The following is a 22,089-nucleotide window of genomic DNA, read 5'->3' on the forward strand; positions in this document are numbered from 1 at the left end:
CCGAGAAAACGTCCATGACGGCGTTGCAGCGCCTTGGCGTACTAGCGTACTGCCTGCGGCGCTGCGCCTTGCCCTGAACGTTTTTCGGGCACTCTTCACATGCGGGAGTGCGGGTTTTACTTCACCGTCAGCGCTTCATAGCGCGCCACGGGCACGCCATCCTTCAGCAGCAGCAATTCCTGGTCGGCGTAGCGGTAGCCATTGACTTCGCCCAAGGTGGTCAGGAGCAGGCGTTCCAGGTCCATGTCCTTCGGCTGGCACATCATCATGGTGCCGGCCATCTGTCCAAAGTTCAGGGTGCTGACGCCATCGCTGGTGTAGCCGCCCATCATCTGGTTGCAGCCGCTGTTGCCGCTGGCGCGGCCTTCAGCCAGCAGCAGGGTCACTTCGCGCTGCTCGGGCGTCTTGCGCACCACTTGCTTGCCCTTCAATTCCTTCAGCTTCCACTGCGTGCCCGTCAGCTTCGGTGCCGGCTTGGCGGGCGAGGTGGCGCCTGGCGCAGCGGCGGCAGCGTCGCTGCGCACCGGCGTTTGCGCGCAGCCGGCAGTGATGGCGACGATGGCGGCGAAGGGAATCAGTCTGGCGAGTTTGAACATGGTATTTCCTGGTTAACGTAATAGGGGATAGCCGCCAGCGTAGCAGATTGGCGCCACGCCAGCGTGCACGGTTGACAAGCTCATTGGCAAGCTCACTCCTGCTTTTCCTGTTCCAGCCGGGACTCGAGCACGGTGCGCGCCGCCGCCACGTAGGCGCGGCAAGCCTGCGGGTCGATGAACGCCTCGCTGCCGGCCGTGGCGCTCGCTTCCAGCCGCTCAAACAGCTGCGACGCTTCCGGGTGGGCGGAAATGAGCACGTCGCACGGCAGTTTTTCCAGGCGCTCGAAGCTGTGGCGCAGGTCGTCCACCGCGTTCGGATACTCGCTGCTGGCGCTGAACTTGAAGCCGGGACGCGAGACGGCGTTGAGGCTGTCCGCATAGACCATGTTCAGGCAGCGGGGGCCGTCGCACGATTGCCACGTCCAGCTCAAGCCTCCGGGCGTGTGGCCCGGCGTGGCGTGCGCCGTCAGGTTGACGGGGCCGACGTTGAACCGGCCGCCGTCGCGCGCCAGGCGCATGTCCTTGACGGGCGGGTACTTGGGCAGCGCGTGGTATTGCGGGTCGTCCGGCCCCACTTCGCCCGACGCCAGGTCCAGCGCGGCCGACGGGCTGGCGGCCACCAGCGCATTGCTGCGCCGCTGCAGTTCGGCCAGGCCGCCCGCATGGTCGATATGGCCGTGCGAATTGAGGATCAGCTTGACGTCCTCGATGCGAAAACCCAGCGTGCCGATATTGGCGATGATCTTGGGCGCCGATTCCGGCAAGCCGCCGTCGATCAGCACGTGGCCCTGCGGCGACGTCACCAGCACGGAACTGAGGCCTTTTACGCCCACATAATAGGTATTGCCGAAGATGCGAAAGGGGACCTGGTCCGCATTCCAGGTGGCGCAGACATCGCAGCCAGGCGTCGGCGGCGTGACTGGCGCCTGCGCCAATGCCAGGGAGCCATGGCCTGCCAGCAGCGCCAGTGCCAGCGCGCGCGTAAGAGTGGGGGGCATTGCGATCCTTATCCGTGGTGCCAGGGTGGCATATGCTGACATGGAACGGGGCGCGACGCAAATGGTCACAAGGATGCGGGCGGTGCACCGGCGGCATCAAGGTACACCAGTTCTATCAGGGTATCGTCCGCATAGCGGGTGTCGCCCAAGGGGGCCAGGAAGGACGTGCCGCCATTTTTCACCTGCAGCGCGACGCGGCGCTCGCCATCGAGCAGGGTGGCGCTGGCGATGGCCGGATCGCTGTACGTGCTCATCTTGAGTTCAATGGCGGAGCACCAGTCGGTGGTGCGCAGCTTGGTGGCGACCAGGGTGCGTAGCAAGAAGGGCGTCTCTTTCTTGGCAATGGCGATGCCGACCTGGCACTGCAGGCGCAGGTCGCCCAGGCGGCGCATGCCGGGCGGTACATCGTCGCTGCGGACGATGGCCTGCCAGCGGAACCGATCTTTTTTCTGGTTGGTGACCAGGTCCGCGTCGTCGCTGTCGGCTTGCGCGCTGCGGGGCAGCACAAAGCTGCCATCTGCAGACAGGGGCACGCTGATCGCCGTCTCGTTGCCGACGATGCGCAAGGTTGCATCCCGCAGGGCATCGGCCGCGACGCCGGGGCCGGGAATCAGCTGGAAGCGCACTTCGCGTGCCCTGGGCGCCAGTGCATGGTGGTCGTCAAAGGCATCGAGGCCGGCCGCCATCACGCGGTACGATTTCAATTCCGGGTTGCGGATGCTGCTGACGTGGACGGACTGGCTGGTGTCGACCGCTGCGTCGGCAGGTGTGTCAGCCTGCGTATCCGCGTGAGCTGCGATGTGGCTGAGGGCAAGGATGGCGAGAACGGGAAGGAAAGGAAGATGCACGTAGCCGCCTGTTTGTTTTCAAGATGGCAAACTAACATGAATGCCCAGGCTTGTCACTGGCGCCGCCGCGCCAGCGTCAGATCGCGTGCGCGGCGTGCAGTTCGCCGAGGATGGCCTCTTTTAATTGCGCCTGCGCCGCCGGCGTGCGCAGGCGGGGCCGGGGCGCGGCCACGTCGTACTGGGCGCGTGGCGGTCCGGCGCGCGTGTCGAGCATGACGATGCTGTCGCTCAGGTACAGCGCTTCATCGATATCATGCGTCACCAGCAGGACGCTCAAGCCGTGGCGCGCGGCGATGGCGGCCAGCAAGTCTTGCAGCTTCATGCGCGTAAAAGCGTCGACGGCGGAAAACGGTTCGTCCAGCAGCAGGATGCGGGGCTGGCCAAACAGGCCGCGGGCAATCGCCGCGCGCTGCGCCTGGCCGCCCGACAACTGCTTGGGCAGGCTGTCCGCATGGCCCTGCAAGCCTACTTCCTCCAGCAGTTGCGCGACCCTGGGATCGTCTTCACCTTTGGGGCCGAGGCCGAAGGCGATGTTTTGCGCCACTGTCAGCCAGGGAAACAGGCGCGGTTCCTGGAAGATCAGGCCGATGTCCGCATGCACTCCCGCCAGCAGCTTGCCGTCGAGGCGCACGGTGCCGCGAAAGTCCGTATCGAGACCTGCCACGATGGATAGCAGGCTGCTCTTGCCGCAGCCGCTGGCGCCGATCAGGCTGACGATCTCGCCCTGGCGCAGCTGCAATTGCAGGTTGTGCAGCACGCGCCGCGGGCCATAGGCTTTGTCATGGATGGCAATGTCGAGCAGGGCAGTCATGCGTTGGGGCTTTCGTCAGGCAGTGGCATAGCTGTCGCGCCAGGCGAGCAAGCGGGTTTCCAGGCGCTGCATCAGGCTGTCGCTGGCCTTACCCAGCACGGCCAGCAGCACGATGGCCGCCAGCACGATGTCGGCGCGGCTCGTTTCGCGCCCGTCGCTGAGCAGGTAGCCGAGGCCTTGGCTGGCGGCGATCAGTTCGGCCGCCACCATGAACATCCAGGCCAGGCTCAAACCGTTGCGCAAACCCGTGAAGATGGCCGGCAGCGCGGCCGGCAGCAGTACGCGCCGCGCCAGCGCGGGGCGGCTCAAACGATATAAACGGGCCGCGTCGATCAGCTTGCGGTCCACGTCGCGGATGCCCGACGCCACGCCCATGTAGACGGGGAAGAAGGCGCCGATACCGATCAGGACCAGCTTTGGCGCTTCATCGATGCCTAGCCACAGCAGCAGCAAGGGCACCCAGGCCAGCGAGGGAATGGCGCGCAGGGCCTGGAACGTGGGGTCGAGCAGCGCTTCCGCCGTGCGGTTCAAGCCCACCGCCGCACCGAGCACGATGGCCAGCAGCGCGCCGCCCGCAAAGCCGGTGGCCACGCGCGCCGTGCTGGCCAGCACATGGCCGGCCAGGCCCTGGCGCGCCAGTTCGGCGATGGTGGCGCCGATGTCGCTGGGCGCCGGCAGCAGGTTGACGGGGATGGCACCCGTGCGCACGCCCAGCTCCGCCGCCAGCAGCGCCAGGGCGGGGAGCAGCAGGCCTAGCACCGCGCGTGGCAAGGGCGGGCGAAAGAGTTTGTGCCGGACGCCCGTGTCGTGGGCCGGTGCCGGCGCGGCGAGCGTGTCTCTGGCCATGAGCGCCTACGCCTTGCTGATGAAGGGCGCGGCAAAGCGCGTGTCGACCAGGTCCGCGATGGCGCGGTTCAGGTCGGCGCCGGGTTTGACCAGCGCTTCCTCGGCGAGGATGGGCGCGGCCACCAGCAGGGCCTTCACATGTTCGCTCGACGGCTGCGGATTGCTGAAGTCACTGCGCAGTTTCACCTGCAGCAGCGCCACCGGCAGGCTGACCTTGGCTTCTTCCGACAGGATCTTCGCCGCCTCTGCCGGATTGGCGCGTATCCAGGCGCGCGCCCGCTCGTAGGCCTGTATCACCTTGCCCACTTCGACGGGGCGGCTGGCGAGGAAGTCCTCGCGCACGTTCAGGAAGCCGTAGGTGTTGAAGGCCACGTTGCGGTAGATCAGGCGCGAACCGGCTTCCAGTTCGCTGGCGGCCATGTGCGGATCGAGGCCGGCCCAGGCATCGACCTTGCCCTGTTCCAGCGCCGCGCGGCCATCGGCATGCTGCAGGCTGACGTGTTCGATGTCGCCGCGTTTCAGGCCCGCCGTCTTCAATGAGCGCAGCAGGAACAGATACGGGTCGGTACCCTTGGTGGCGGCTACCTTCTTGCCCTTCAAGTCGGCCAGGCTGCGGATGGGACTATCCTTGCGCACCACCAGCGCCGTCCACTCGGGTCGCGAAAAAATATACGGCGCGCGGATAGGGTTGCCGTTGGCGCGCGCCAGCAGGGCAGCCAGGCCGGCGCTCGAACCGATGTCGATGCTGTTGGCGTTCAGGTATTCGAGCGCGCGGTTGCTGCCCGCGCTGAGCACCCACTTGATGCTGGTGCCGTCCGGCTTGAATGCTTCTTCCAGCCAGCCGAAGCGGCGCAGCACCAGGCTGGTGGGCGAATAATAGGCGTAGTCGAGGCGCAGCTCCTTCAGCGGCGCAGGCGTGGCGGCGCGTGTGAGGCCGGGCAAAGCGGCGAGGGTGGCGCCGCTGGCGGCCAGTTGCAAGATGGTTCTGCGTTTCATGGTGTCCTTGAATGGGGAATCTGATGCGTCAGGCCGCTGCCAGGGCGGCGTTGGCGGGAGCGATGCTGACCTGCCGGCCCGCGTGATCGGCGGGCAGGCGCGGGCCCTGGCCGAAGACCTTGTGGCGCAAGCTGCCTTCCTCGTATTGCGTGCGGTAGCGGCCGCGCCGCTGCAGTTCCGGCACGATGTGTTGCACCACGTCGGCCATGCTGTCGTGGGCCACGGCGAAGGCGAGGTTGAAGCCGTCGATGCCCGTCTCGTCGAGCCAGTTTTCCAGCTGGTCGGCCACCTGGCGCGCATCGCCCACCAGCACCGGGCCGCGTCCGCCCAGGCCGATGTATTCGGCCGCTTCGCGTACCGTCCACGTGCGACTCGGGTCGGCCTGGCTGAACGAGGCCAGCGCCGAGCGGCCGGCCGGGGAATCGATGTAGTCGATGGTGGCGTCGAGCGGGTAGCGGCTGAAATCGACGCCCGTCCAGCCGGAGAGCAGCACGAGGGCCGCCTCGATATTCACGTGGCGCAGGTAGTCGGCATGCTTGGCGCGCGCTTCTTCCTCTGTGGCGCCCGTGATGACCAGCGCCTGCGCGTAGATCAGCAGCGCGTCGCCATCGCGGCCGGCCTGCCGCACGGCGGCGCGCAGGTCGTCGGCGTAGCGTTTCACCACCGTCTTGCTGGGGCCACTGACAAAGGTGGCTTCCGCATGGCGCGCCGCGAAGCGCGTGCCGCGCGGCGAGGTGCCCGCCTGGTACAGCAGGGGCGTGCGCTGCGGCGACGGCTCGCACAAATGGATGCCGGGCACCTGGTAGTGGCGCCCGGCATGGTTGATCGGATGGACTCTGGCCGGATCGGCATAGATGCCGCGTGCCTTGTCGTTGACGACGGCGTCGTCGTCCCAGCTTTTTTCCCACAGCTTGTAGACGACGTCGAGGTATTCGTCGGCCAGGTCGTAGCGTTCGTCGTGGCCCAGTTGCTGGTTCAGGCCCAGGTTGCGCGCCGCGCTATCGAGATAGCCGGTGACGATATTCCAGCCGATGCGCCCGCCAGTCAGGTGGTCCAGCGTGGACATGCGCCGCGCGAACGTGTACGGATGTTCATAGGTGAGGGCGCAGGTGACGCCGAAACCCAGGTGCGTGGTCGCCTGCGCCATGATGGGCACGAGGGCCAGCGGGTCGTTCAGCGGCACCTGCACGCCGTGTTCCAGGGCCGCATCGAGGCTGCCCCGGTACACGTCATACACGCCCAGCACGTCGGCCAGGAACACCGCGTCGAACAGGCCCGCTTCCAGCAGCCGCGCCAGCTCCGTCCAGTGCTGCGGATCGGTATAGCGGTGGCTGCGGTCGCGCGCATGCGTCCACAGGCCCGGCGACTGGTGGCCGACGGTATTCATCTGGAAGGCGTTGAAGCGTATCGTCTTTGCCATGGCTTACTTGGCCGCCGTCTGCAAGGCTTGCTGGTAGTCGGGTTTCGAATAGCCGGCAAAGTGTTTATTCGTGATATCGAGGAATTCGCGCGAGCGGTAGGCGGCCGCCAGGTCCTTCGCGAACTGCTTGTCCTTGTCCGCCGTGCGGATGGCCACCAGGTTGATGTAGTTGGGCGAGATTTTCTCGGCCACCAGCGCATCCGTCAGTTTCAGCCCCGACGCCAGCGCGTAATTGCCGTTGATGAAGGAGTAGTCGGTGTCGCCCAGCGAGCGTGGCAGCTGCGCCGCTTCCAGCGGCAGCAGCTTGATTTTCCTGGTGTTGACGGCGATATCCTTTTCCGACGCGCGCACGGGGTCGAAGCTGGCGCGCAGCTTGATCCAGCCCAGCTGGTCGAGCAGCACCAGCGCGCGCGCCTGGTTGGTCGGATCGTTCGGCAAGCCCACCGTCGTGCCTTCCTTCACGTCGTCCAGGGTCTTGTGCTTCTTGCTGTAGATGGCTATCGGCGCCGTGGGGATCGCGATCAGGTCCGTCAGGGCCAGCTTGTGCTCCAGCGCGAATTTCTTCAGGTAGACGATGTGCTGGAAGACGTTGGCGTCCAGCGAACCCTCGGCCAGCGCGAAGTTCGGCTGGATGTAGTCGTTGAATTCCACCAGCTTGACCTTGTAGCCCTGCTTTTCCAGGATGGGCTTGATGCCCAGCTTGATCTGGTCCGCGTACGGCCCGGCGCTGGTGCCGATGGTGATGTCCTTCGGGTCCTTGGCGTGGGCGAAGGTGGCCGTCAAGGCCAGGGTCAGGGCGCTGAGGAGGATGCTGCGGCGGGCGATGGTCATGGTGGCTCCTTGGTGGGTGAATTATGAATACGCGGTTGGTTCGGGCACCGTGCCGGTCAAGGCAAAGCGTCCCAGGTCGCGCAGCTTGTAGTCGATGGGGTCGTGCAGGGTATGCACGCGCACGTTGCGCCAGAAACGGTCGTAGCCATACTGGGCCGAGGTGGAACGGGCGCCCGTCAGTTCGAACATCTGGCTGCTGATTTCCAGCCCAGCCTTGTGCGCCAGGCACTTGGCTTCGGCCACGGCCACGGCCAGCAAGCCCCGTTCGCGCGCCGTCACCAGCGCGCCCTTGCGGAACACCTTTTCCAGTTCCTGCGCCGCCGCGTCGGCCAGCACTTGCGCGGGACGCAGCAAGACCCACAGCTGGCCGTAGCGGTGCTGCACCAATGGGTCGTCCGTTGCCTTGGCCACGCCCGAGGCAAACCAGGCTTTCGCCTGCTCGTCCGTGTACCGGCGCGCCGCCTCGAACGCGCCTTCGGCGATGCCCAGATAGAGGTTGGCCATGATCAGTTGCGCGATCTGCGAGCGCACGGTGGCTTGCGGCGTGGCGGCCTGCGCGGGCGCCTGCAGCACCAGTTCGCGCGGCAGGGCGACGCCGTGGAAATGCACATTGCCGCTGTCCGTCTGGCGCTGGCCGAAGGCATCCCAGTCCGCCTGCACGGTGACGCCATCCTGGCGCGTGGGCAGGGCGGCGATCAGCGCCGTTTGCGTGGGCGCATGCCAGGCGGAGACGGTCAGCCAGTCCGATCCCACGGAACCGGAAGAAAAGCTCTTGATGCCGTCGAGGGTGAAACCGTCGTCGCTGTCGGCCGCGGTGACCCGTTTGTCGAGGGGATTCAAGGCATTGCCCCAGAACAGGCGCTCGTCGACGGTCAAGGCGAGCAGGCGGCGCTGCTGCTGCGCGCTGCCATACAGCTGCAGGCCGGCCAGCTGCAGGTGGTGGAAGCCGAAGACATGCGCCAGTGCGCTGTCGGCCCGCGCCAGGATGCGGATCACCTGGTACACGAGGGGCCACGACGCGCCCTGGCCGCCGAATTCCACGGGGATCGACAAGGTGAGCAAACCCGACTCGCGCAGCCATTCGCGCTCCTGCGCAGCGTGCCCGCCGGCCTGGTCGCGGACATTGGCCGTTTCAGCCAGGCGCGCGGCCAGCGATGTGGCGATGCTGATGGCGTCCTGCAGGGGTTCCGGCACAGGTGGCTGGGGACGGGCGGCATGGAGAAAAACGCTAGACATGGGTGACATTCCAGAAAGACGATGACGCCGATATTGCACCGCCAGGCACGCGCCGTACACGAAGAAAACCGCGCATGGATATGCGAAAAAAGTCGCGCAAGGAGCGGCGACTTCGCTTGCGGGGCGTCAGGCCCGGATAGTCAAAAAACGCATATCGAAGCGCGAAAGCATTCGTTTTACACGGCTGCTGATGGCGATAGGCTGCAAGCATCCGAGCAACTCCAATCCGACAACGTACAGGGACGGGCATCACATGAGCATCTTGTTATTGGGCGGTAGCCCGCAACTCCCATCGAGTTCCAGCCGTCTGCTGCTGCATATCGGCGAACAGCTGGCGCTGCAGGGCCACAGCTACGCCAAGCTGCATGTGCGCGACTTGCCGGCGCAAGCCTTGCTGCTGGCCGACTACGACGACGCGGCGATTGCCCGCGCCGTGCGCGCCGTGGCTGACGCGGACGCCATCGTGATCGCCACGCCCATCTACAAGGCTTCGTATACCGGCTTGCTGAAAGCCTTCCTCGACTTGTTGCCGCAAGATGGCCTGGCCGGCAAGCTGGTGCTGCCGCTGGCCACGGGCGGCGGCCATGCCCACACCCTGGCGCTCGACTATGCGCTGCGTCCCGTGCTGCATGCGCTGGGCGCCAAGCAAGTCTTCACCAGCATCTACGCCAATGCGCAGCAGCTGGCGTGGCATGAAGAGCGGGGCCTGAGCCTGGATGCGCCGATTGCCGAACGCGTGCAGGCCGGCATCGAGGAACTCTCCACCGGCCTGTTCGTGCTGCAGGGACAGCGTCCGCCCGTGCCCGCCGATATCCCGTTGCCCGTGCGTTCGCTGCAAGACCAGCCTTACGCGCCCCAGTATCAAGCCGCCTGATTATTCACCGACCAAGGAACTGCCATGACACACCGCCACGCACAACGACTCTCGCGCCGTACCACCCTGGGCCTGCTGTTTGCCGCCGCCGCGGGCGTGATGGCGGCCGGCATGCCGGTCGCGGCGCAGGCGCAGGCCAAGGGGGAGGTCCGCATCGGCTACCAGAAATACGGCACATTGACCTTGCTGAAAGGGCGCGGCACCCTGGAAAAACGCCTGGCAGAGCAGGGCGTGGGCGTGAAATGGACGGAGTTCCCGGCCGGCCCCGTGCTGCTGGAAGGCCTCAACGTGGGCAGCATCGATTTCGGCACCGTGGGCGAGGCGCCGCCGATCTTTGCCCAGGCGGCCGGCGCGAATCTGGTGTATGTCGGCAATGAGCCGGCGTCGCCCGCCAGCGAAGCCATCGTCGTGCCCAAGGGTTCCGGCCTGCGCACCCTGGCCGACTTGAAGGGCAAGAAAATTGCCCTGAACAAGGGTTCGAACGTGCATTACCTGTTATTGAAGGCGCTGGAAAAGGCCGGTGTCGCGTACGCCGACATCCAGCCCGTGTTCCTGCCGCCGGCCGATGCGCGCGCCGCCTTCGAGCGAGGCAGCGTGGACGCGTGGGCCATCTGGGATCCGTTCCTGGCGGCCGCCGAAAAGCAGCTGGGCGCCCGCGTGCTGGCCGATGGCAAGGGCCTGGTGGCGAACTACCAGTTCTACCTGGCCTCGCGCACGTATGCGGAAAAACATCCCGAGATCCTGCGCATCGTGCTCGATGAAGTGGCCAAGGTCGATGACTGGGGCCGCAACAATCCGGAAGAAGTGGCGACGATCCTCGCCGCGCAGACGGGGCTGGGCAAGGATGTCGTGGCGCTGGCCGCTTCGCGCTATGCGTATGGCGTCAAACCCGTGTCGGTCGATGTCATCGCCTCGCAGCAAAGGGTGGCCGACGCGTTTTCCAGCCTGAAGCTGATTCCGAAACCGATCGTCGTCAAGGACGCGCTGCTGCCGGCGCGTCAGCTGGCCACCAGCACAAAATAAACAAGCAAAGAAACAAGCAAAGGAAAGCACGCCATGTCATTGAATGTCTTCTGGTTCATCCCTACCCACGGCGACAGCCGCTACCTGGGCACGTCGCAGGGCGCGCGCCCCGTCGATGCCGATTATCTGCGCCAGGTGGCCGTGGCCGCCGATACACTGGGCTACGACGGCGTGCTGCTGCCGACGGGCCGTTCCTGCGAAGACGCGTGGGTGGTGGCGTCGTCGCTGATCAGCGTGACGCAAAAGCTCAAATTCCTCGTGGCTATCCGCCCCGGCCTGTCCACACCCGGCCTGGCCGTGCGCATGGCGTCCACATTCGACCGCCTGTCGAACGGGCGCCTCTTGATCAATGTCGTCACGGGCGGCGACCAGGGGGAGCTGGAAGCGGACGGCCTGTTTGCCGACCACGCCAAGCGCTATGAAATTTCCGATGAATTCATCAAGGTGTGGCGCGCCACCCTGGCGGGCGAGGGCGGCGCGGCCGGCTACGATTTCGAGGGCAAGCATATCCAGGTAAAGGGCGCGAAAACCCTGTACCCGCCCGTGCAGAAACCGTATCCGCCCCTGTATTTCGGCGGCTCGTCCGAGCCGGCGCATGAACTGGCGGCCGAGCAGATGGACGTGTACCTGACGTGGGGCGAGCCGCCGGCCGCCGTGGCCGAGAAAATCGCCGACATCCGCGCGCGCGCAGCAAAAAAAGGCCGCACGGTGCGCTTCGGCATCCGCCTGCACGTGATCGTGCGCGAAACCAACGAGGCGGCCTGGCGCGCGGCCGATGAACTGATCAGTCACCTGGACGATGACATCATCGCCAAGGCGCAGGCGGCCTTCGGCAAGATGGATTCCGTGGGCCAGCAGCGCATGGCGGCCCTGCATGGCGGGCGGCGCGACAAGCTCGAAGTGTCGCCGAATCTCTGGGCCGGCGTGGGCCTGGTGCGCGGCGGCGCGGGCACGGCCCTCGTCGGCGATGGCCCGACCGTGGTGGCGCGCATGCAGGAATACGCGGACCTGGGCATCGATACCTTCATTTTCTCCGGTTATCCGCACCTGGAAGAATCGTACCGCTTCGCCGAACTGGTATTTCCGCTGCTGGGCAAGGGCAAGGCCGTGGGTGAGCAGTCACTGACGGGGCCCTTCGGCGAAGTCATGGCCAGCAATATCGTGCCGGCCGCGCCGCAGAAAAAGGCGGCCTGAGATGGCGGCCGGCTCCCTACAACGGGCAGGCGCCGCGCCGTGGCGCAATGCCTTGGCGCCATGGGCCTTGCCAGTGGCGCTGCTGCTGGCCTGGCAACTGGCGGCGCAGTGGGGCTGGCTGTCGAGCCGCATCCTGCCCGAGCCGTGGGCCGTGGCGAAAGCCTTCTGGCACCTGGCCGTGTCGGGCGAACTGTGGCTGCACCTGAAAACGAGCTTGTGGCGCGCGACGGTCGGTTTCACCGTCGGCGCGGGACTGGGCTTGCTGCTGGGGTTATTGACGGGCAGCTTCCGCCATGCGGAAACGCTGCTCGACACGACCCTGCAAATGGTGCGCAACATCCCCGCCCTGGCCCTGATTCCGCTGGTGATCCTGTGGTTCGGCATCGACGAGACGGCCAAGCTGTTTCTGCTGGCCGTCGGCGTGTTCTTTCCCGTCTACCTGAATACCTTCCACGGCATCCGCTCGGCCGACCAGGGCTTGATCGAAATGGCGAAAAGCTATGGCTTGTCCGGCTGGCCCTTGTACCGCGACGTGATCCTGCCGGCCGCCATGCCTTCCATTCTGGTGGGCGTGCGCTTTTCGCTGGGCCTCGTGTGGGTGCTGCTGATCGTCGCCGAAACGATCTCGGCGCAGGCCGGCATCGGCTACATGACGATGAATGCGCGCGAATTTTTGCAAACGGACGTGGTGCTGGTGGGGATACTGCTGTATGCCTTGCTGGGCAAGCTGGCCGATTTGTTCTCGCGCCGGCTGGAGCGCCACTGCCTGCGCTGGAATCCCGCTTACCGCTAATGACGAAAGAAGACACCATGCTGCTTGCCCCCATCCAGATCGAAACGGATTTCCTGTCGCACTTCGTGCAGTACGACCCGGCCAGTGCGCCGCCGCAGGCGAAGATAGCCCCACAGGCTCCCTTGCAACGGCGCGGCGTACCCTTGGCGCTGACGAACCTGAGCAAATCCTACACCAGCCGCTCCGTGCTGAAAAACGTCGACCTGCAGCTGGAAGCGGGCGAATTTGTCGCCATCGTGGGGCGCAGCGGCTGCGGCAAGAGTACCTTGCTGCGCTCGATCGCGGGCCTGGAAAGCGTCGATGACGGCAGAATCGCCATCGGCAGCGGCGTCGGCGCGCCCGATATCCGCATCATGTTTCAGGAATCGCGTTTGCTGCCGTGGAAGACCGTGCTCGACAACGTGGCCCTGGGCCTGCCCCGTTCCGTCGGTGCGGCGGCCGCTTCGCTGTGGACGGTGGGCCTGGCCGAGCGGGCGGACGACTGGCCGTCGGCCCTGTCGGGCGGGCAGAAACAGCGGGTGGCGCTGGCCCGCGCCCTTGTGCACGAGCCGCAACTGCTGCTACTCGACGAGCCCTTGGGCGCGCTCGACGCCCTGACGCGCATCGAGATGCAGCAGCTGATCGAGTCGCTGTGGCTGGCGCGCGGCTTCACGGCCGTGCTGGTGACGCATGACGTGGCCGAGGCCGTGGCCCTGGCCGACCGCGTGCTGCTGATCGAGGATGGGCAGATCACCATGGACGTGCAGGTGGATTTGCCGCGCCCGCGACAGCGCGGCCATGCGGCTTTCGCCGCGCTGGAGCAGGCTATCTTGTCGCGGGTGTTGCAGCCATCTCCGCCAGGACAATAAAGCCGTCACCATCGACGGTTGCCACGATGCGTTCGTAGCTGTCGATGGCCGGGTGGCGCGTGGCCAGCGGATGCGCATGCGTGGCAGTGACGACGATGACCTTTGCACCGGCCGCTTCTCCCGCCTCGATGCCGACGGAGGCATCCTCGAATACCAGGCAGTCAGAGGGCGCAACGCCCAGTTTTTCCGCCGCCAGCAGGTAGCAATCGGGTTTCGGCTTGCCGGCCTTGACGTCTTCCGCCGTCACCATGATGGCGGGTATCGGCATGCCGGCGGCCTTCAGGCGCGCCGTGGCCAGCGCCCTTGGCGCCGAGGTGACGATGGCCCATTGCGCGGGCGGCAGCGACTGCAAGAAGCGTAGCGCGCCGGCGATTTCAATAATTCCTTCCACATCGATGATTTCCGCATCCGTGATGCCCTGCGACTCGCGCTGCGCGTCGACGCCGGGCAAGCGCAGCTTGGCGATGGTGTCGACCGAGCGCGCGCCATGGATGGTGGGCAGGAAGGCCGCCACGTCGAGGCCCTGGCGCTGCGCCCAGGTGCCCCAGATGCGTTCGGCGGCGGCGATGGAATTGATGACGGTGCCGTCCATATCAAAAAGAAAAGCCCGGTAGCGGCCGGCGGCCGATGGTGTCGGGGATGAAGACGGCGAGGGCAGTGCGGACATGGCTTCCTTCCGGATGATGGACTGGAAGCCATTGTAACGGCAGTCGATTTTTATTTCACAGGTAGACCGATTCAAACCTGGCCACAGGCGCGCCATCCTTGAGCAGGATCAGATACTCGCCTTCGAAGCGGTAGCCCGTCACGCTGTTCAAATTAGCCAATACCGCGCTTTCCAGCCGCATCAGGGGCGGCGGGCAGGCCATGCGGGTGCCGGCCAGTTGCGTGAAGCGCAGGACGTTGCCTCTCAAGGTATAGCCGCCCATCACGCGGTTGCAGCCCGTGAAACCATGGACCTTGCCATCGTCGGTGAGGGTGATGCGCACTTCGCGCTCCTGCTGCGGCGCCATCGTCACCGGGGCGCCATCGAGTTCCGTCAGCTTCCAGTAGGTATTCGTCAGGCTGTACGTCGGCTCCAGGCCGGTGGCCGGCGCGGCGCTGTCTGACGTGGCGGCGCAGCCGCCCGCCATGGCGATGGCGGCGGCGAGGGACAGGTAGGTGAGACGATGCGTCAGGCGATGCAGCATGGAAGGCTCCTGTGAGGGGGGGAATGCCCGCAGACTAGCAGGTTTTTCGCGCCGGCCGGCGTACGGCAGCGGCGAATGTTTCCATTTTGCCAGTACTGGCATTACACTGATGCTTTCTATTGTTTTAACCTTGATCGGGGAGCCGGGCCGATGCTGCAAGCGCAAGCGCTGGATAATCGACTGGTCGCCACCAGTGCCGACGACGTGCTGGTCGACCGCATCGTGCCCGGCGCGCCGCTGGTGATCGCCTTCGGTTTCGTTTCGTGGACGACGCGTCCCGCCTTCGATTTTTACGGGCGCCTGCGCAAGCTGGAGCAGGCCAGCGGCCAGCATCTGAACAAGATCCTCGTGCGCGATTCGGGCAATGCCTGGTACCACCGCCGCATCGCGGGCCTGGGCAGCCATGTGGATGAAACGGCGCAGGCCCTGCGCGAACTCGTGCGCCGCATCGCGCCCAGTCAAGTCACCACCGTCGGCCAATCCATGGGCGCGTACGCGGCCGTCATGTATGGCTTGCTGCTGGACGCGCAGCAGATCGTCGCCTTCGGGCCGCTGTCCTTCCTCGACGTGCAGCAGGCGCGCTTGTACCATGAGCTGCGCTGGCTGCCCGTGATGGAATCGCTGGCGCAAGACCCGCCAGCCTCGGGCTACTACGACCTGGCGGCCCTGTGCCGCGCCAGGGCGACGGACGATACGCAGTTGCACCTGGTGTTCGGCACGCGGCCCGACGCGGCACATGCCGGCGCCGGCGCCAGCGAATCGGTGAACCTCGACGCCATGCACGCGCAGCGCCTGGCCGCGTTCGGCCGCTGCACCCTGCACCCGTATCCCCAGTCGGGCCATGCGGTGGTGCAGCACCTGATCGACACGAAGCGCATCAACGGCTTGCTGGCCGCATGCATACTCGGTCTCGCGCTGGAAGATGAACCCATGCCGGAGATCGGCGCCGCCTGGCAAGACTGGGTGGCGGAAAACCTGCGTTTGGGCTGCGCCGGCGAGCAGCTGGTGGCGGTGCTGCAGCAGCACGGTTTTTCGCTGGCCAGCAGCATGGCTGCCGTGGATGCGGCCCGCGCCAAGGCCATATGACGCCGCAGTTCGAACTCGACACCCTGAAAATCCGCATCGCCGCGCCCGAACTGGCGGCGCTCGATTTGCGCGTGCGGGTGCAGCGCGCGCTGCGCCAGCTGATACTCGACGGCGTGCTGGCGCCCGGCCTGCGCCTGCCGGCCACGCGTGCATTGGCGCAATCGCTGGGCGTGTCGCGCGATACGGTGGAAATGGCGTATGTGCAGCTGCGTCTCGATGGCTATCTGCGGCGGCAGGCGGGATCGGGCAGTTTTGTCTCGCCGACGATAGGCGCGAGCTTGCTGGGCAAGCCTGCGATGACGCTGCCGCCCTTGTCCGCGCAGCCGGTGGCCCTCAGCGCGCGCGGTGCGCAGATTCTCGCCAGCGGCGGCGTGGCCGACCAGCAGAGCGTGAAGGCATTCGCCACGGGCTTGCCGGAAACGCGGGCCTTTCCGCTCGACGTGTGGGAGCGCTTGCGGCGCCAGGCGGCAGGCGAACACCAGGCCGGCATGCTGCTGCACGGCGACCCGCAAGGGGCCGGGCCTTTGCGCCAGGCCATCGCCGACTATGTGAACCTGGAGCGGGGCGCGCGGGCCACGGCCAGCCAGGTGCTGGTGCTGAGCAGCACGCGCCAGGCCCTGTACCTGTGCGCGCAGGTGCTGGCCGACGCGCACGGTCCCATCCTGATGGAAGACCCCGGTTATTTCGGGGCGCGCAAGGCGTTCGAGATGGCGCAATTGCAGGTGATTCCAGTACCCGTCGATGCGCATGGCTTGTCCATCGACCACCTGCGCGCGGACCGCAGCGGCGCCAACACGATTTACGTCACGCCCTCGCATCAATACCCGACGGGCGCCACCCTGGCGCTCGAGCGCCGGCTGGCCCTGACTGCCTGGGCTGCGGAACGCCAGGGCTGGATCATCGAGGATGATTACGACAGCCAGTTTCACTACGCGGGCTTGCCGACGGCGTGCGTGCAGGGGCTGGACACGCAGCAGCGCACGATTTACCTGGGTACCTTCGCCAAGTCGCTGTATCCGGGCCTGCGCATCGGCTACATGGTGCTGCCGCCCGCGCTGGTCAAGCCGATGACCCATGCGCGCAGCATTCTCGATGGCCACACGCCGCAGCTGGACCAGCTGACACTGGCCCGTTTCATCGCCGATGGCCATTTCGCGGCCCATGTGCGCGCCATGCGCAAGGTCTACGCCGTGCGTCGCGATGCGATGGCGCAGGCCGTGCAGCGGCACTTGCCGCACGTGGTCGCGGCGCAGCTGCCGCCGGGCGGTTTGCAGATGCCGTGTCTGCTGCACGGGGGCAGGGACGAGCTGGAGACGATACGCCTGGCGGCGCAGGCGGGCATCGTGCTGCCGGGCCTGAGCCGGCTGTATGCAACGCCGCCCGCGCGGGGCGGCTGGCTGCTGGGCTTTGCCGCGCTCACGCCGCACGAGATCGACAGCGGCATCGTCCGCCTGGCCCGCGCGCTGGGGTAAGTATTCAAGTGGTCTGTTATGCATGCGTGAAGTGGCCTGTTTGAGCAGTCCATGCAAACGCTAAGATGCCCCTTTTGAACATCAGGCAAGGGCACACGCATGCACACAAGCTCCACACCATCGGCCGCAACCGGCAACAGGCGCCAGGCGCGCTGGCGCGACCTGGCGTCCCCCGCCATGGCCGCCTTCATCTCTGTCCTCGTCAACTATGGCGGCACCTTCGTGCTGGTGTTCCAGGCCGCCCAGTTGGCCCAGCTGAGCGCGGTGCAGACGGCATCCTGGGTCTGGTCGCTGAGCATCGGCGTGGGCGTGACGGGCATCTGGCTCAGCTACCGCTACCGCGCGCCCATCATCACGGCCTGGTCCACGCCCGGCGTGGCCTTCCTGGCCACCGTCATGCCGCACACGCCGTATGCCGAGGTGATCGGCGCCTACATGATCTCCGCCATCGCCTTCATTGTGCTGGGCATGTCCGGCGCCTTCGAGCGCCTGGTGCGCTTGATTCCTGGCGGCATCGCTGCCGGCTTGCTGGCTGGTATCCTGCTGCAGTTTGGCGTGAATGCGTTTGGCGGCGCCAGCGCCGACCCGCTGCTGGTGGTGGTATTGCTGCTGTCGTATGCCGTGCTGCGCCGTTTCACGGCACGCTTTGCCGTCGTCGGCATCATGCTGATCGGCCTGGTCCTGCTGCTGGCGCAGGGACGCATCGATGCGCAAGGCATAACACTGGCCCTGGCCGCGCCCGTGTTCGAGATGCCGCGCTTTTCCGTGGCGTCCCTGCTGGGCGTGGCGCTGCCCCTGTTTCTGATTACCCTGACGGGGCAGTACATGCCTGGCATGCTGGTGCTGCGCAATGACGGCTACCAGGTCAGCGCCAATCCCATCCTGACGGTGACGGGCCTCGGTTCGCTGCTCATGGCGCCATTCGGCGCGCACGCCTTCAACGTGGCCGCCATCACGGCCGCCATCTGCACGGGCAAGGATGCGCATGCGGATCCGTCGAAGCGCTATGTCGCGGGGCTCGCTTGCGGCGTGCTGTACATCCTGGTGGGCATTTTCGGCGTCACCCTGGCCAGCCTGTTCATGGTCTTGCCGCGCAGCTTCATCACGGCGCTGGCGGGCCTGGCCCTGCTGGGCGCCATCGGCAACAGCCTGGCGCAGGCGATGGCGGACGTGCGCATGCGCGAAACGGCCTTGATTACTTTCCTGGCGACGGCCGCGAATGTGACCCTGCTGGGCGTGGGCGGCGCCCTGTGGGGACTGGCGGCCGGACTGGCGGCGCATGGTCTGATGCATGGATGGCGCAAGGCGGCATAGCAAGATAGGTTGCCCGTTTTGCCAGCCGGCGCATACAATTGCTGCGCCCGTGCCCGTTGGCACCGTAATCCGACTTGACCCGAACGATGCCCGAGATCACTTCCCTGGCGCAGTATCTGCTGGCGATCACGCCCGCCTTCCTCGTTTGCGGCGCCTTGCTGCTGGTGTTGCCACGTACTGTGCCACGCTCGGTGCCGCTGCTGCGCGTGCTCGTGCACATTTTATTTTTCGTGCTGGCGCGCGATGCGATGACGGCGCACGGCTATTGGCAGGTGGCGGCGGGCGGCTTGCGTTTCACGGCGCCGCCGCTGGTCTTGCTGGCGCTGGGCGCCATGTCGCTGGGGCTGGTGGCCAGCACGTGCTGGCTGGAAAGCGAGGCGCGCCGCCAGATCCACTGGTTCGGCATGCGGCCAGCCCTGTCCGTGCTGCTGGGCGTGGCGGGCGCCACCCTGATCATCGCGCTGGCGACGGGCTTGAAAGCCGTGTTTGACTTGCCCTCGCTGGCGCCCGTCGCGCCATCCGCGCTGCCCTTGCTGCTGGGTTTTGCGCTGGCGGCCAATTGTTATGAGGAATTGCTGTTTCGCGGCTTGCTGCAGCAGCAATTGCGCGCCTGGCTGCCGGCCTGGCGCGCGGCGCTGGTGTCGGGCCTGCTGTTCGGCCTGTGCCACGCCTTCCTCGCCACCACCGTCACGCAGGTGGGCGCGCCCATCCTCGTGTTTACCGTGATCGAAGGCGTGGTGGCGGGGCTGGTATATTGCCGTGCCGGCTTGCTGGGCGCATCCCTGGCGCATGGACTGGCCATTTTTGCGCTGGCCGCCGGCTGGGTGTGAATGTTTACTATTTATGAAGAGTGAGAAAGCGATGCCTGTCAGTTCCTACCTGAATACCCGCCCCGTCGTGGGCGAGCGCGTCTACCTGCATGACACGGCGCAAGTGATCGGCGATGTGCAGATCGGCGACGACTGCTCGATCTGGTGCAACAGCGTGCTGCGCGGCGACGTCAACCGCATCGTCATCGGCGAAGGCAGCAATATCCAGGACTTTTCCATGGGCCACGTGTCGCACAGGAATGCGGCCAAGCCCGATGGTTCACCGCTGACCATCGGCAACTACGTGACCATCGGCCACTCCGTGATCTTGCACGGCTGCACCATCGGCGACGAGTGCCTGATCGGCATGGGCAGCATCGTCATGGATGACGTGGTGGTGGAAAAGCACGTGATGCTGGGTGCGGGCAGCCTGGTATCGCCGGGCAAGGTACTGGAAAGCGGCCATCTGTACGTGGGCCGGCCCGCCGCCAAGGTGCGCGCGCTCACCGAAGCCGAGATCGCCTACCTGCGCTATTCGGCCGAGCATTACGTGCGCGTCAAAAACAATTACCTGGCCGGTGGCGACGGCGCCTGAGCGCTAGCGGTATCAATGCGGCGCAGTTCCGGCCGCGGCGCCAGGTCTTGCGGCAGGCGCAAGCTGGATACGAGGCCCAGGCGCCGCAAGAGCAGCAGTACCCACCAGCCCGGGTCCCATTCTCCCGGCAGCAGGCCCAGCCTGGCCGAGCCCGGGTACGCGTGATGGTTGTTGTGCCAGCATTCGCCCATGGTCAGCAGCGATGTCAGGCGGATATTCCGGCCCTGCACGGCCGCGCCGTCGACATGAAAGTGCATCTGGCCATGGTTGTGGGCGAAGTAGCCGATCAGCCAGTGACCGAGCACGCCGGCGCTGACCCGCGCGCAGACGCCCCAGCAGACCAGGCCCCAGCCGCCCCAGGCGTAGAACAGCACGGCCCACGGCAGTTGCTGCAGCATCCAGGTTCTTTCCAGAAAATGATAGAAGCGGTCGTGCGCGATGCGCGGCTCGATGGCGATGTGCGGCGGGTGGTCGAGGTTAAGGCGGCAGAACAATTGCCACCAGGCATCGTTCCAGAAGCCGGCGCCGTGGCGCAGATACGGGTGGCAATCGGGCAGGCGCTGCGCATAGTCGCGCAGTTCGTGCTGGCGTAGCAGGCCCAGCGGGCCGCTGAGGCCCACCAGCATGCCCAGGTACACGAGTACATATGCCAGCCATTGCGGGCATTCAAAGCTGTTGTGGATCAGCTTGCGGTGGCTGCCCAGCGAATGGCCGAACAGCAGGACGATGGCCGTGCCGCTCACAAACAGTAGCAAGCCGGTCCAGCTGAAGCAGAACAGGGCGCCCGTCACGGCGCCGGCCAGCATGGTTATCAGCCACAGCGCTTGCAAAGGCGCAAAGCGTACTGAACCTTTCAGCACGCTGTCGGCGTAGGTGGCGCGGGCGCGGTGGCTGGCCAGGCTGGCTGCGGACATCAACCCTTGGGGGCTGACGATGGTTGCGTGTACTTGTCGAAGTTGGTGATGTAGTCGTTGAAGTTGTCGGTCAGCATGCGCTTGTACTGTTCCGTGAAGAACGCCACGGCGCCTTCCTTCTCTTCCTGCATCTTGGCCACGTCGTTGCTCTTGCTGGCGACGAGGAAGGCGTTGAAGCGGGCGGCCGCGTACAGCAGCGAGGTGGCGACTTCATTGCCGCCGCTGTGCATGCATTGTTCATTGGCCAGGGCGATGACCTGGTCGGCGCGTTCCCAGAATTCCGGGCCCGGTGCTGGTTTGGTGGTTGGTGTGCTCATAGAAATCCCTCATGAAAGTGCGCGCCAGTCTACACAGGGGGCCGCGGACTGTCCAGCCGCGCGGCCGCCAGTCAGGGCGTTTGCAGGATCTGTCCGAGCAGCACGGCCAGCGGCCGGCGGATATCGAGCACGATGCCGGCCTCGTCCGTCTGCAGCGGTTGTAGCGTGGCCAGCTGGCTGTCGAGCAGGCTGGCCGGCATGAAATGGCCGGGGCGCTGCAAACGGCTTTCCAGCACGGCGCGCGGGCCGTCCAGGTGGACAAAGCGCAGGGCCGGGTCGCCCTCGCGCAGCACGTCGCGGTAGGCGCGCTTCAGGGCCGAGCAGGAAACGACGAGGCCGTCGCCTTGCGCGCTGGCCGTGGCGATGCGCTCGCGCAGGGCGGCCAGCCAGCCGGCACGGTCGGCGTCGTCGAGCGGGATGCCGGCCGCCATCTTGGCCACGTTTTCCGGGGAATGCACGTCGTCGCCTTCCACATACGGCACGCCCAGTGCGCTGGCCAGCAGGCTGCCGACGGCGCTCTTGCCGCAGCCGGACACGCCCATCACGACCCAGCGGGCGGGCGCGCCTGTCCTCATGGGGCCGAGACGATGACGGTGACGCGGCGGTTTTCCGCCTTGCCGGCCTTGCTGGCGTTCGAGGCGACCGGCTTGCTCATGCCCAGGCCCTTGACGGTGATATTGCCGCGTGGAATGCCGGCCACGCCCATCGCATCGGCCACCACGTTGGCGCGCGCCAGCGACAGCTTGTTGTTCAGCACTTCGGCACCTTCGTTGTCCGTATGGCCTTCCACGCGCATGTGCGTGATGCCCACTTTCAGCAGAGCGGCGCTGATTTTCTGGATGGCGGCCCGGCTCGGCGCCGTCAGGCTGGAAGCGCCGAAATCGAACAGCAGCTTGTCGGTAAAGCTCAGCTCCCAGCCTTCTTCGGTCTGGTTGAAGCCTTGCTCCTTCAAGGTGGCCACTTGCTCGGCATTGAACAGCGGTTTTTTCTCTGGCGTGCTCTGGCAGGCGGCCAGCAGGCCCAGCATGAACAAGCCGAGGAAGACGCGGCGTAATTGCTTGTAGATGGATTGCATGGT

Annotated in this window: 25 protein-coding genes; 10 read left to right on the forward strand and 15 right to left on the reverse strand. The window is 66.1% G+C overall.

All coding sequences use genetic code 11. From position 1 onward, the window contains the following. Positions 1-116 precede the first annotated feature (116 nt). From BLT98_RS19040 to BLT98_RS19080, 9 genes are all read right to left on the reverse strand, one after another. A complete protein-coding gene (locus tag BLT98_RS19040; protein ID WP_092610478.1) occupies positions 117-596 on the reverse strand; it encodes an META domain-containing protein in 480 nt (159 codons plus the stop codon). Between the two features lie 92 nt (positions 597-688). Further along, positions 689-1,594 carry a subclass B3 metallo-beta-lactamase gene (gene bla / locus BLT98_RS19045; protein ID WP_092610481.1) on the reverse strand — a complete coding sequence of 302 codons (906 nt, stop codon included), beginning with the start codon at positions 1,592-1,594 and terminating at the stop codon, positions 689-691. Between the two features lie 65 nt (positions 1,595-1,659). Beyond that, positions 1,660-2,442, reverse strand: a complete 783-nt coding sequence (locus tag BLT98_RS19050; protein WP_139179330.1) for a hypothetical protein — start codon at positions 2,440-2,442, stop codon at positions 1,660-1,662. Positions 2,443-2,518: 76 nt separating this feature from the next. Continuing rightward, positions 2,519-3,253 (reverse strand): ABC transporter ATP-binding protein, encoded by a 735-nt coding sequence (locus tag BLT98_RS19055; RefSeq protein ID WP_092610487.1) that lies wholly within the window; start codon positions 3,251-3,253, stop codon positions 2,519-2,521. 15 nt (positions 3,254-3,268) lie between these two features. Then, a complete protein-coding gene (locus BLT98_RS19060) occupies positions 3,269-4,099 on the reverse strand; it encodes an ABC transporter permease (RefSeq protein WP_092610490.1) in 831 nt (276 codons plus the stop codon). 6 nt (positions 4,100-4,105) lie between these two features. Continuing rightward, the gene (locus BLT98_RS19065) at positions 4,106-5,095 is read right to left on the reverse strand and encodes an aliphatic sulfonate ABC transporter substrate-binding protein (RefSeq protein WP_034785689.1); all 990 of its coding nucleotides are present in this window, start codon (positions 5,093-5,095) and stop codon (positions 4,106-4,108) included. Between the two features lie 28 nt (positions 5,096-5,123). Beyond that, on the reverse strand, positions 5,124-6,515 hold the full coding sequence (locus BLT98_RS19070) for an LLM class flavin-dependent oxidoreductase (protein ID WP_092610492.1): 1,392 nt from the start codon (positions 6,513-6,515) through the stop codon (positions 5,124-5,126). Between the two features lie 3 nt (positions 6,516-6,518). Then, the gene (locus tag BLT98_RS19075) at positions 6,519-7,346 is read right to left on the reverse strand and encodes a MetQ/NlpA family ABC transporter substrate-binding protein (RefSeq protein ID WP_092610494.1); all 828 of its coding nucleotides are present in this window, start codon (positions 7,344-7,346) and stop codon (positions 6,519-6,521) included. A gap of 21 nt (positions 7,347-7,367) precedes the next feature. Continuing rightward, on the reverse strand, positions 7,368-8,582 hold the full coding sequence (locus BLT98_RS19080; RefSeq protein ID WP_092610497.1) for an acyl-CoA dehydrogenase family protein: 1,215 nt from the start codon (positions 8,580-8,582) through the stop codon (positions 7,368-7,370). Positions 8,583-8,835: 253 nt separating this feature from the next. On the opposite strand from BLT98_RS19080, the gene ssuE reads away from it, so the two are divergent. Genes ssuE through BLT98_RS19105 form a run of 5 tightly spaced genes read left to right on the forward strand, consistent with a single transcriptional unit; the run spans position 8,836 to position 13,314 of the window. Further along, positions 8,836-9,456: an NADPH-dependent FMN reductase gene (gene ssuE, locus BLT98_RS19085; protein WP_092610500.1), complete on the forward strand. Its 621-nt coding sequence runs from the start codon at positions 8,836-8,838 to the stop codon at positions 9,454-9,456. Between the two features lie 24 nt (positions 9,457-9,480). Continuing rightward, entirely contained in the window at positions 9,481-10,479 is a 999-nt protein-coding gene (locus BLT98_RS19090; protein WP_170846429.1) for a sulfonate ABC transporter substrate-binding protein, read from the forward strand. A gap of 33 nt (positions 10,480-10,512) precedes the next feature. Continuing rightward, positions 10,513-11,673, forward strand: coding sequence for an FMNH2-dependent alkanesulfonate monooxygenase (ssuD, locus tag BLT98_RS19095; protein ID WP_070279091.1), 1,161 nt, complete (start codon positions 10,513-10,515; stop codon positions 11,671-11,673). Between the two features lies 1 nt (position 11,674). Next, positions 11,675-12,466 (forward strand): aliphatic sulfonate ABC transporter permease SsuC, encoded by a 792-nt coding sequence (gene ssuC, locus BLT98_RS19100; RefSeq protein WP_092610503.1) that lies wholly within the window; start codon positions 11,675-11,677, stop codon positions 12,464-12,466. A 17-nt stretch (positions 12,467-12,483) separates the two neighbouring features. Then, entirely contained in the window at positions 12,484-13,314 is an 831-nt protein-coding gene (locus tag BLT98_RS19105) for an ATP-binding cassette domain-containing protein (RefSeq protein WP_092611106.1), read from the forward strand. Here the strand turns inward: BLT98_RS19105 and BLT98_RS19110 are convergent. Together BLT98_RS19110 and BLT98_RS19115 are read right to left on the reverse strand one after the other, a co-directional pair. Next, positions 13,271-13,981: an HAD-IA family hydrolase gene (locus tag BLT98_RS19110; protein ID WP_034782899.1), complete on the reverse strand. Its 711-nt coding sequence runs from the start codon at positions 13,979-13,981 to the stop codon at positions 13,271-13,273. The two genes, BLT98_RS19105 and BLT98_RS19110, sit on opposite strands and share 44 nt — an antisense overlap. Positions 13,982-14,036: 55 nt before the next feature. Continuing rightward, positions 14,037-14,504, reverse strand: coding sequence for an META domain-containing protein (locus BLT98_RS19115; protein ID WP_244517577.1), 468 nt, complete (start codon positions 14,502-14,504; stop codon positions 14,037-14,039). Between the two features lie 150 nt (positions 14,505-14,654). On the opposite strand from BLT98_RS19115, the gene BLT98_RS19120 reads away from it, so the two are divergent. From BLT98_RS19120 to BLT98_RS19140, 5 genes are all read left to right on the forward strand, one after another. Continuing rightward, positions 14,655-15,590, forward strand: a complete 936-nt coding sequence (locus BLT98_RS19120) for a hypothetical protein (protein ID WP_092610509.1) — start codon at positions 14,655-14,657, stop codon at positions 15,588-15,590. Then, the gene (locus BLT98_RS19125) at positions 15,587-17,062 is read left to right on the forward strand and encodes a MocR-like pyridoxine biosynthesis transcription factor PdxR (protein ID WP_092610512.1); all 1,476 of its coding nucleotides are present in this window, start codon (positions 15,587-15,589) and stop codon (positions 17,060-17,062) included. Before BLT98_RS19120 ends, BLT98_RS19125 begins: the two co-directional genes overlap by 4 nt. A gap of 177 nt (positions 17,063-17,239) precedes the next feature. Continuing rightward, positions 17,240-18,376 carry a benzoate/H(+) symporter BenE family transporter gene (locus BLT98_RS19130; RefSeq protein ID WP_244517609.1) on the forward strand — a complete coding sequence of 379 codons (1,137 nt, stop codon included), beginning with the start codon at positions 17,240-17,242 and terminating at the stop codon, positions 18,374-18,376. Positions 18,377-18,462: 86 nt separating this feature from the next. Further along, positions 18,463-19,206 carry a CPBP family intramembrane glutamic endopeptidase gene (locus tag BLT98_RS19135; RefSeq protein ID WP_092610517.1) on the forward strand — a complete coding sequence of 248 codons (744 nt, stop codon included), beginning with the start codon at positions 18,463-18,465 and terminating at the stop codon, positions 19,204-19,206. 31 nt (positions 19,207-19,237) lie between these two features. Then, a complete protein-coding gene (locus BLT98_RS19140) occupies positions 19,238-19,780 on the forward strand; it encodes a gamma carbonic anhydrase family protein (protein ID WP_070259099.1) in 543 nt (180 codons plus the stop codon). Here BLT98_RS19140 and BLT98_RS19145 read toward each other — a convergent pair. The 4 genes from BLT98_RS19145 to BLT98_RS19160 all read right to left on the reverse strand — a co-directional run bounded on the left by BLT98_RS19145 (position 19,753) and on the right by BLT98_RS19160 (position 22,086). Beyond that, complete coding sequence (locus tag BLT98_RS19145) at positions 19,753-20,694, reverse strand: acyl-CoA desaturase (RefSeq protein ID WP_092610520.1); 942 nt, start codon at positions 20,692-20,694, stop codon at positions 19,753-19,755. The genes BLT98_RS19140 and BLT98_RS19145 overlap by 28 nt on opposite strands. Beyond that, on the reverse strand, positions 20,694-21,011 hold the full coding sequence (locus tag BLT98_RS19150) for a DUF3144 domain-containing protein (RefSeq protein ID WP_034782889.1): 318 nt from the start codon (positions 21,009-21,011) through the stop codon (positions 20,694-20,696). The genes BLT98_RS19145 and BLT98_RS19150 overlap by 1 nt, the downstream gene beginning before the upstream one ends. A gap of 71 nt (positions 21,012-21,082) precedes the next feature. Further along, positions 21,083-21,586 (reverse strand): gluconokinase, encoded by a 504-nt coding sequence (locus BLT98_RS19155; RefSeq protein WP_244517579.1) that lies wholly within the window; start codon positions 21,584-21,586, stop codon positions 21,083-21,085. Continuing rightward, entirely contained in the window at positions 21,583-22,086 is a 504-nt protein-coding gene (locus tag BLT98_RS19160; protein WP_034782886.1) for an outer membrane lipoprotein YfiB, read from the reverse strand. The genes BLT98_RS19155 and BLT98_RS19160 overlap by 4 nt, the downstream gene beginning before the upstream one ends. Between the last annotated feature and the right edge of the window lie 3 nt (positions 22,087-22,089).

The sequence above is a fragment of the Janthinobacterium sp. YR213 genome (assembly GCF_900099875.1).
Taxonomy (GTDB): domain Bacteria; phylum Pseudomonadota; class Gammaproteobacteria; order Burkholderiales; family Burkholderiaceae_D; genus Janthinobacterium; species Janthinobacterium lividum.

Coding starts and splice junctions, on each gene's coding strand:
- ssuC (WP_092610503.1), top strand. CDS start 11,675: ATGGCGGCCGGCTCCCTACAACGGGCAGGCGCCGCGCCGTGGCGCAAT.
- BLT98_RS19065 (WP_034785689.1), bottom strand. CDS start 5,095: ATGAAACGCAGAACCATCTTGCAACTGGCCGCCAGCGGCGCCACCCTC.
- BLT98_RS19150 (WP_034782889.1), bottom strand. CDS start 21,011: ATGAGCACACCAACCACCAAACCAGCACCGGGCCCGGAATTCTGGGAA.
- BLT98_RS19080 (WP_092610497.1), bottom strand. CDS start 8,582: ATGTCTAGCGTTTTTCTCCATGCCGCCCGTCCCCAGCCACCTGTGCCG.
- BLT98_RS19145 (WP_092610520.1), bottom strand. CDS start 20,694: ATGTCCGCAGCCAGCCTGGCCAGCCACCGCGCCCGCGCCACCTACGCC.
- bla (WP_092610481.1), bottom strand. CDS start 1,594: ATGCCCCCCACTCTTACGCGCGCGCTGGCACTGGCGCTGCTGGCAGGC.
- BLT98_RS19160 (WP_034782886.1), bottom strand. CDS start 22,086: ATGCAATCCATCTACAAGCAATTACGCCGCGTCTTCCTCGGCTTGTTC.
- BLT98_RS19130 (WP_244517609.1), top strand. CDS start 17,240: ATGGCCGCCTTCATCTCTGTCCTCGTCAACTATGGCGGCACCTTCGTG.
- BLT98_RS19140 (WP_070259099.1), top strand. CDS start 19,238: ATGCCTGTCAGTTCCTACCTGAATACCCGCCCCGTCGTGGGCGAGCGC.
- BLT98_RS19105 (WP_092611106.1), top strand. CDS start 12,484: ATGCTGCTTGCCCCCATCCAGATCGAAACGGATTTCCTGTCGCACTTC.
- BLT98_RS19090 (WP_170846429.1), top strand. CDS start 9,481: ATGACACACCGCCACGCACAACGACTCTCGCGCCGTACCACCCTGGGC.
- BLT98_RS19125 (WP_092610512.1), top strand. CDS start 15,587: ATGACGCCGCAGTTCGAACTCGACACCCTGAAAATCCGCATCGCCGCG.
- BLT98_RS19115 (WP_244517577.1), bottom strand. CDS start 14,504: ATGCTGCATCGCCTGACGCATCGTCTCACCTACCTGTCCCTCGCCGCC.
- BLT98_RS19055 (WP_092610487.1), bottom strand. CDS start 3,253: ATGACTGCCCTGCTCGACATTGCCATCCATGACAAAGCCTATGGCCCG.
- BLT98_RS19110 (WP_034782899.1), bottom strand. CDS start 13,981: ATGTCCGCACTGCCCTCGCCGTCTTCATCCCCGACACCATCGGCCGCC.
- BLT98_RS19075 (WP_092610494.1), bottom strand. CDS start 7,346: ATGACCATCGCCCGCCGCAGCATCCTCCTCAGCGCCCTGACCCTGGCC.
- BLT98_RS19135 (WP_092610517.1), top strand. CDS start 18,463: ATGCCCGAGATCACTTCCCTGGCGCAGTATCTGCTGGCGATCACGCCC.
- BLT98_RS19040 (WP_092610478.1), bottom strand. CDS start 596: ATGTTCAAACTCGCCAGACTGATTCCCTTCGCCGCCATCGTCGCCATC.
- BLT98_RS19120 (WP_092610509.1), top strand. CDS start 14,655: ATGCTGCAAGCGCAAGCGCTGGATAATCGACTGGTCGCCACCAGTGCC.
- ssuD (WP_070279091.1), top strand. CDS start 10,513: ATGTCATTGAATGTCTTCTGGTTCATCCCTACCCACGGCGACAGCCGC.
- ssuE (WP_092610500.1), top strand. CDS start 8,836: ATGAGCATCTTGTTATTGGGCGGTAGCCCGCAACTCCCATCGAGTTCC.
- BLT98_RS19155 (WP_244517579.1), bottom strand. CDS start 21,586: ATGAGGACAGGCGCGCCCGCCCGCTGGGTCGTGATGGGCGTGTCCGGC.
- BLT98_RS19060 (WP_092610490.1), bottom strand. CDS start 4,099: ATGGCCAGAGACACGCTCGCCGCGCCGGCACCGGCCCACGACACGGGC.
- BLT98_RS19070 (WP_092610492.1), bottom strand. CDS start 6,515: ATGGCAAAGACGATACGCTTCAACGCCTTCCAGATGAATACCGTCGGC.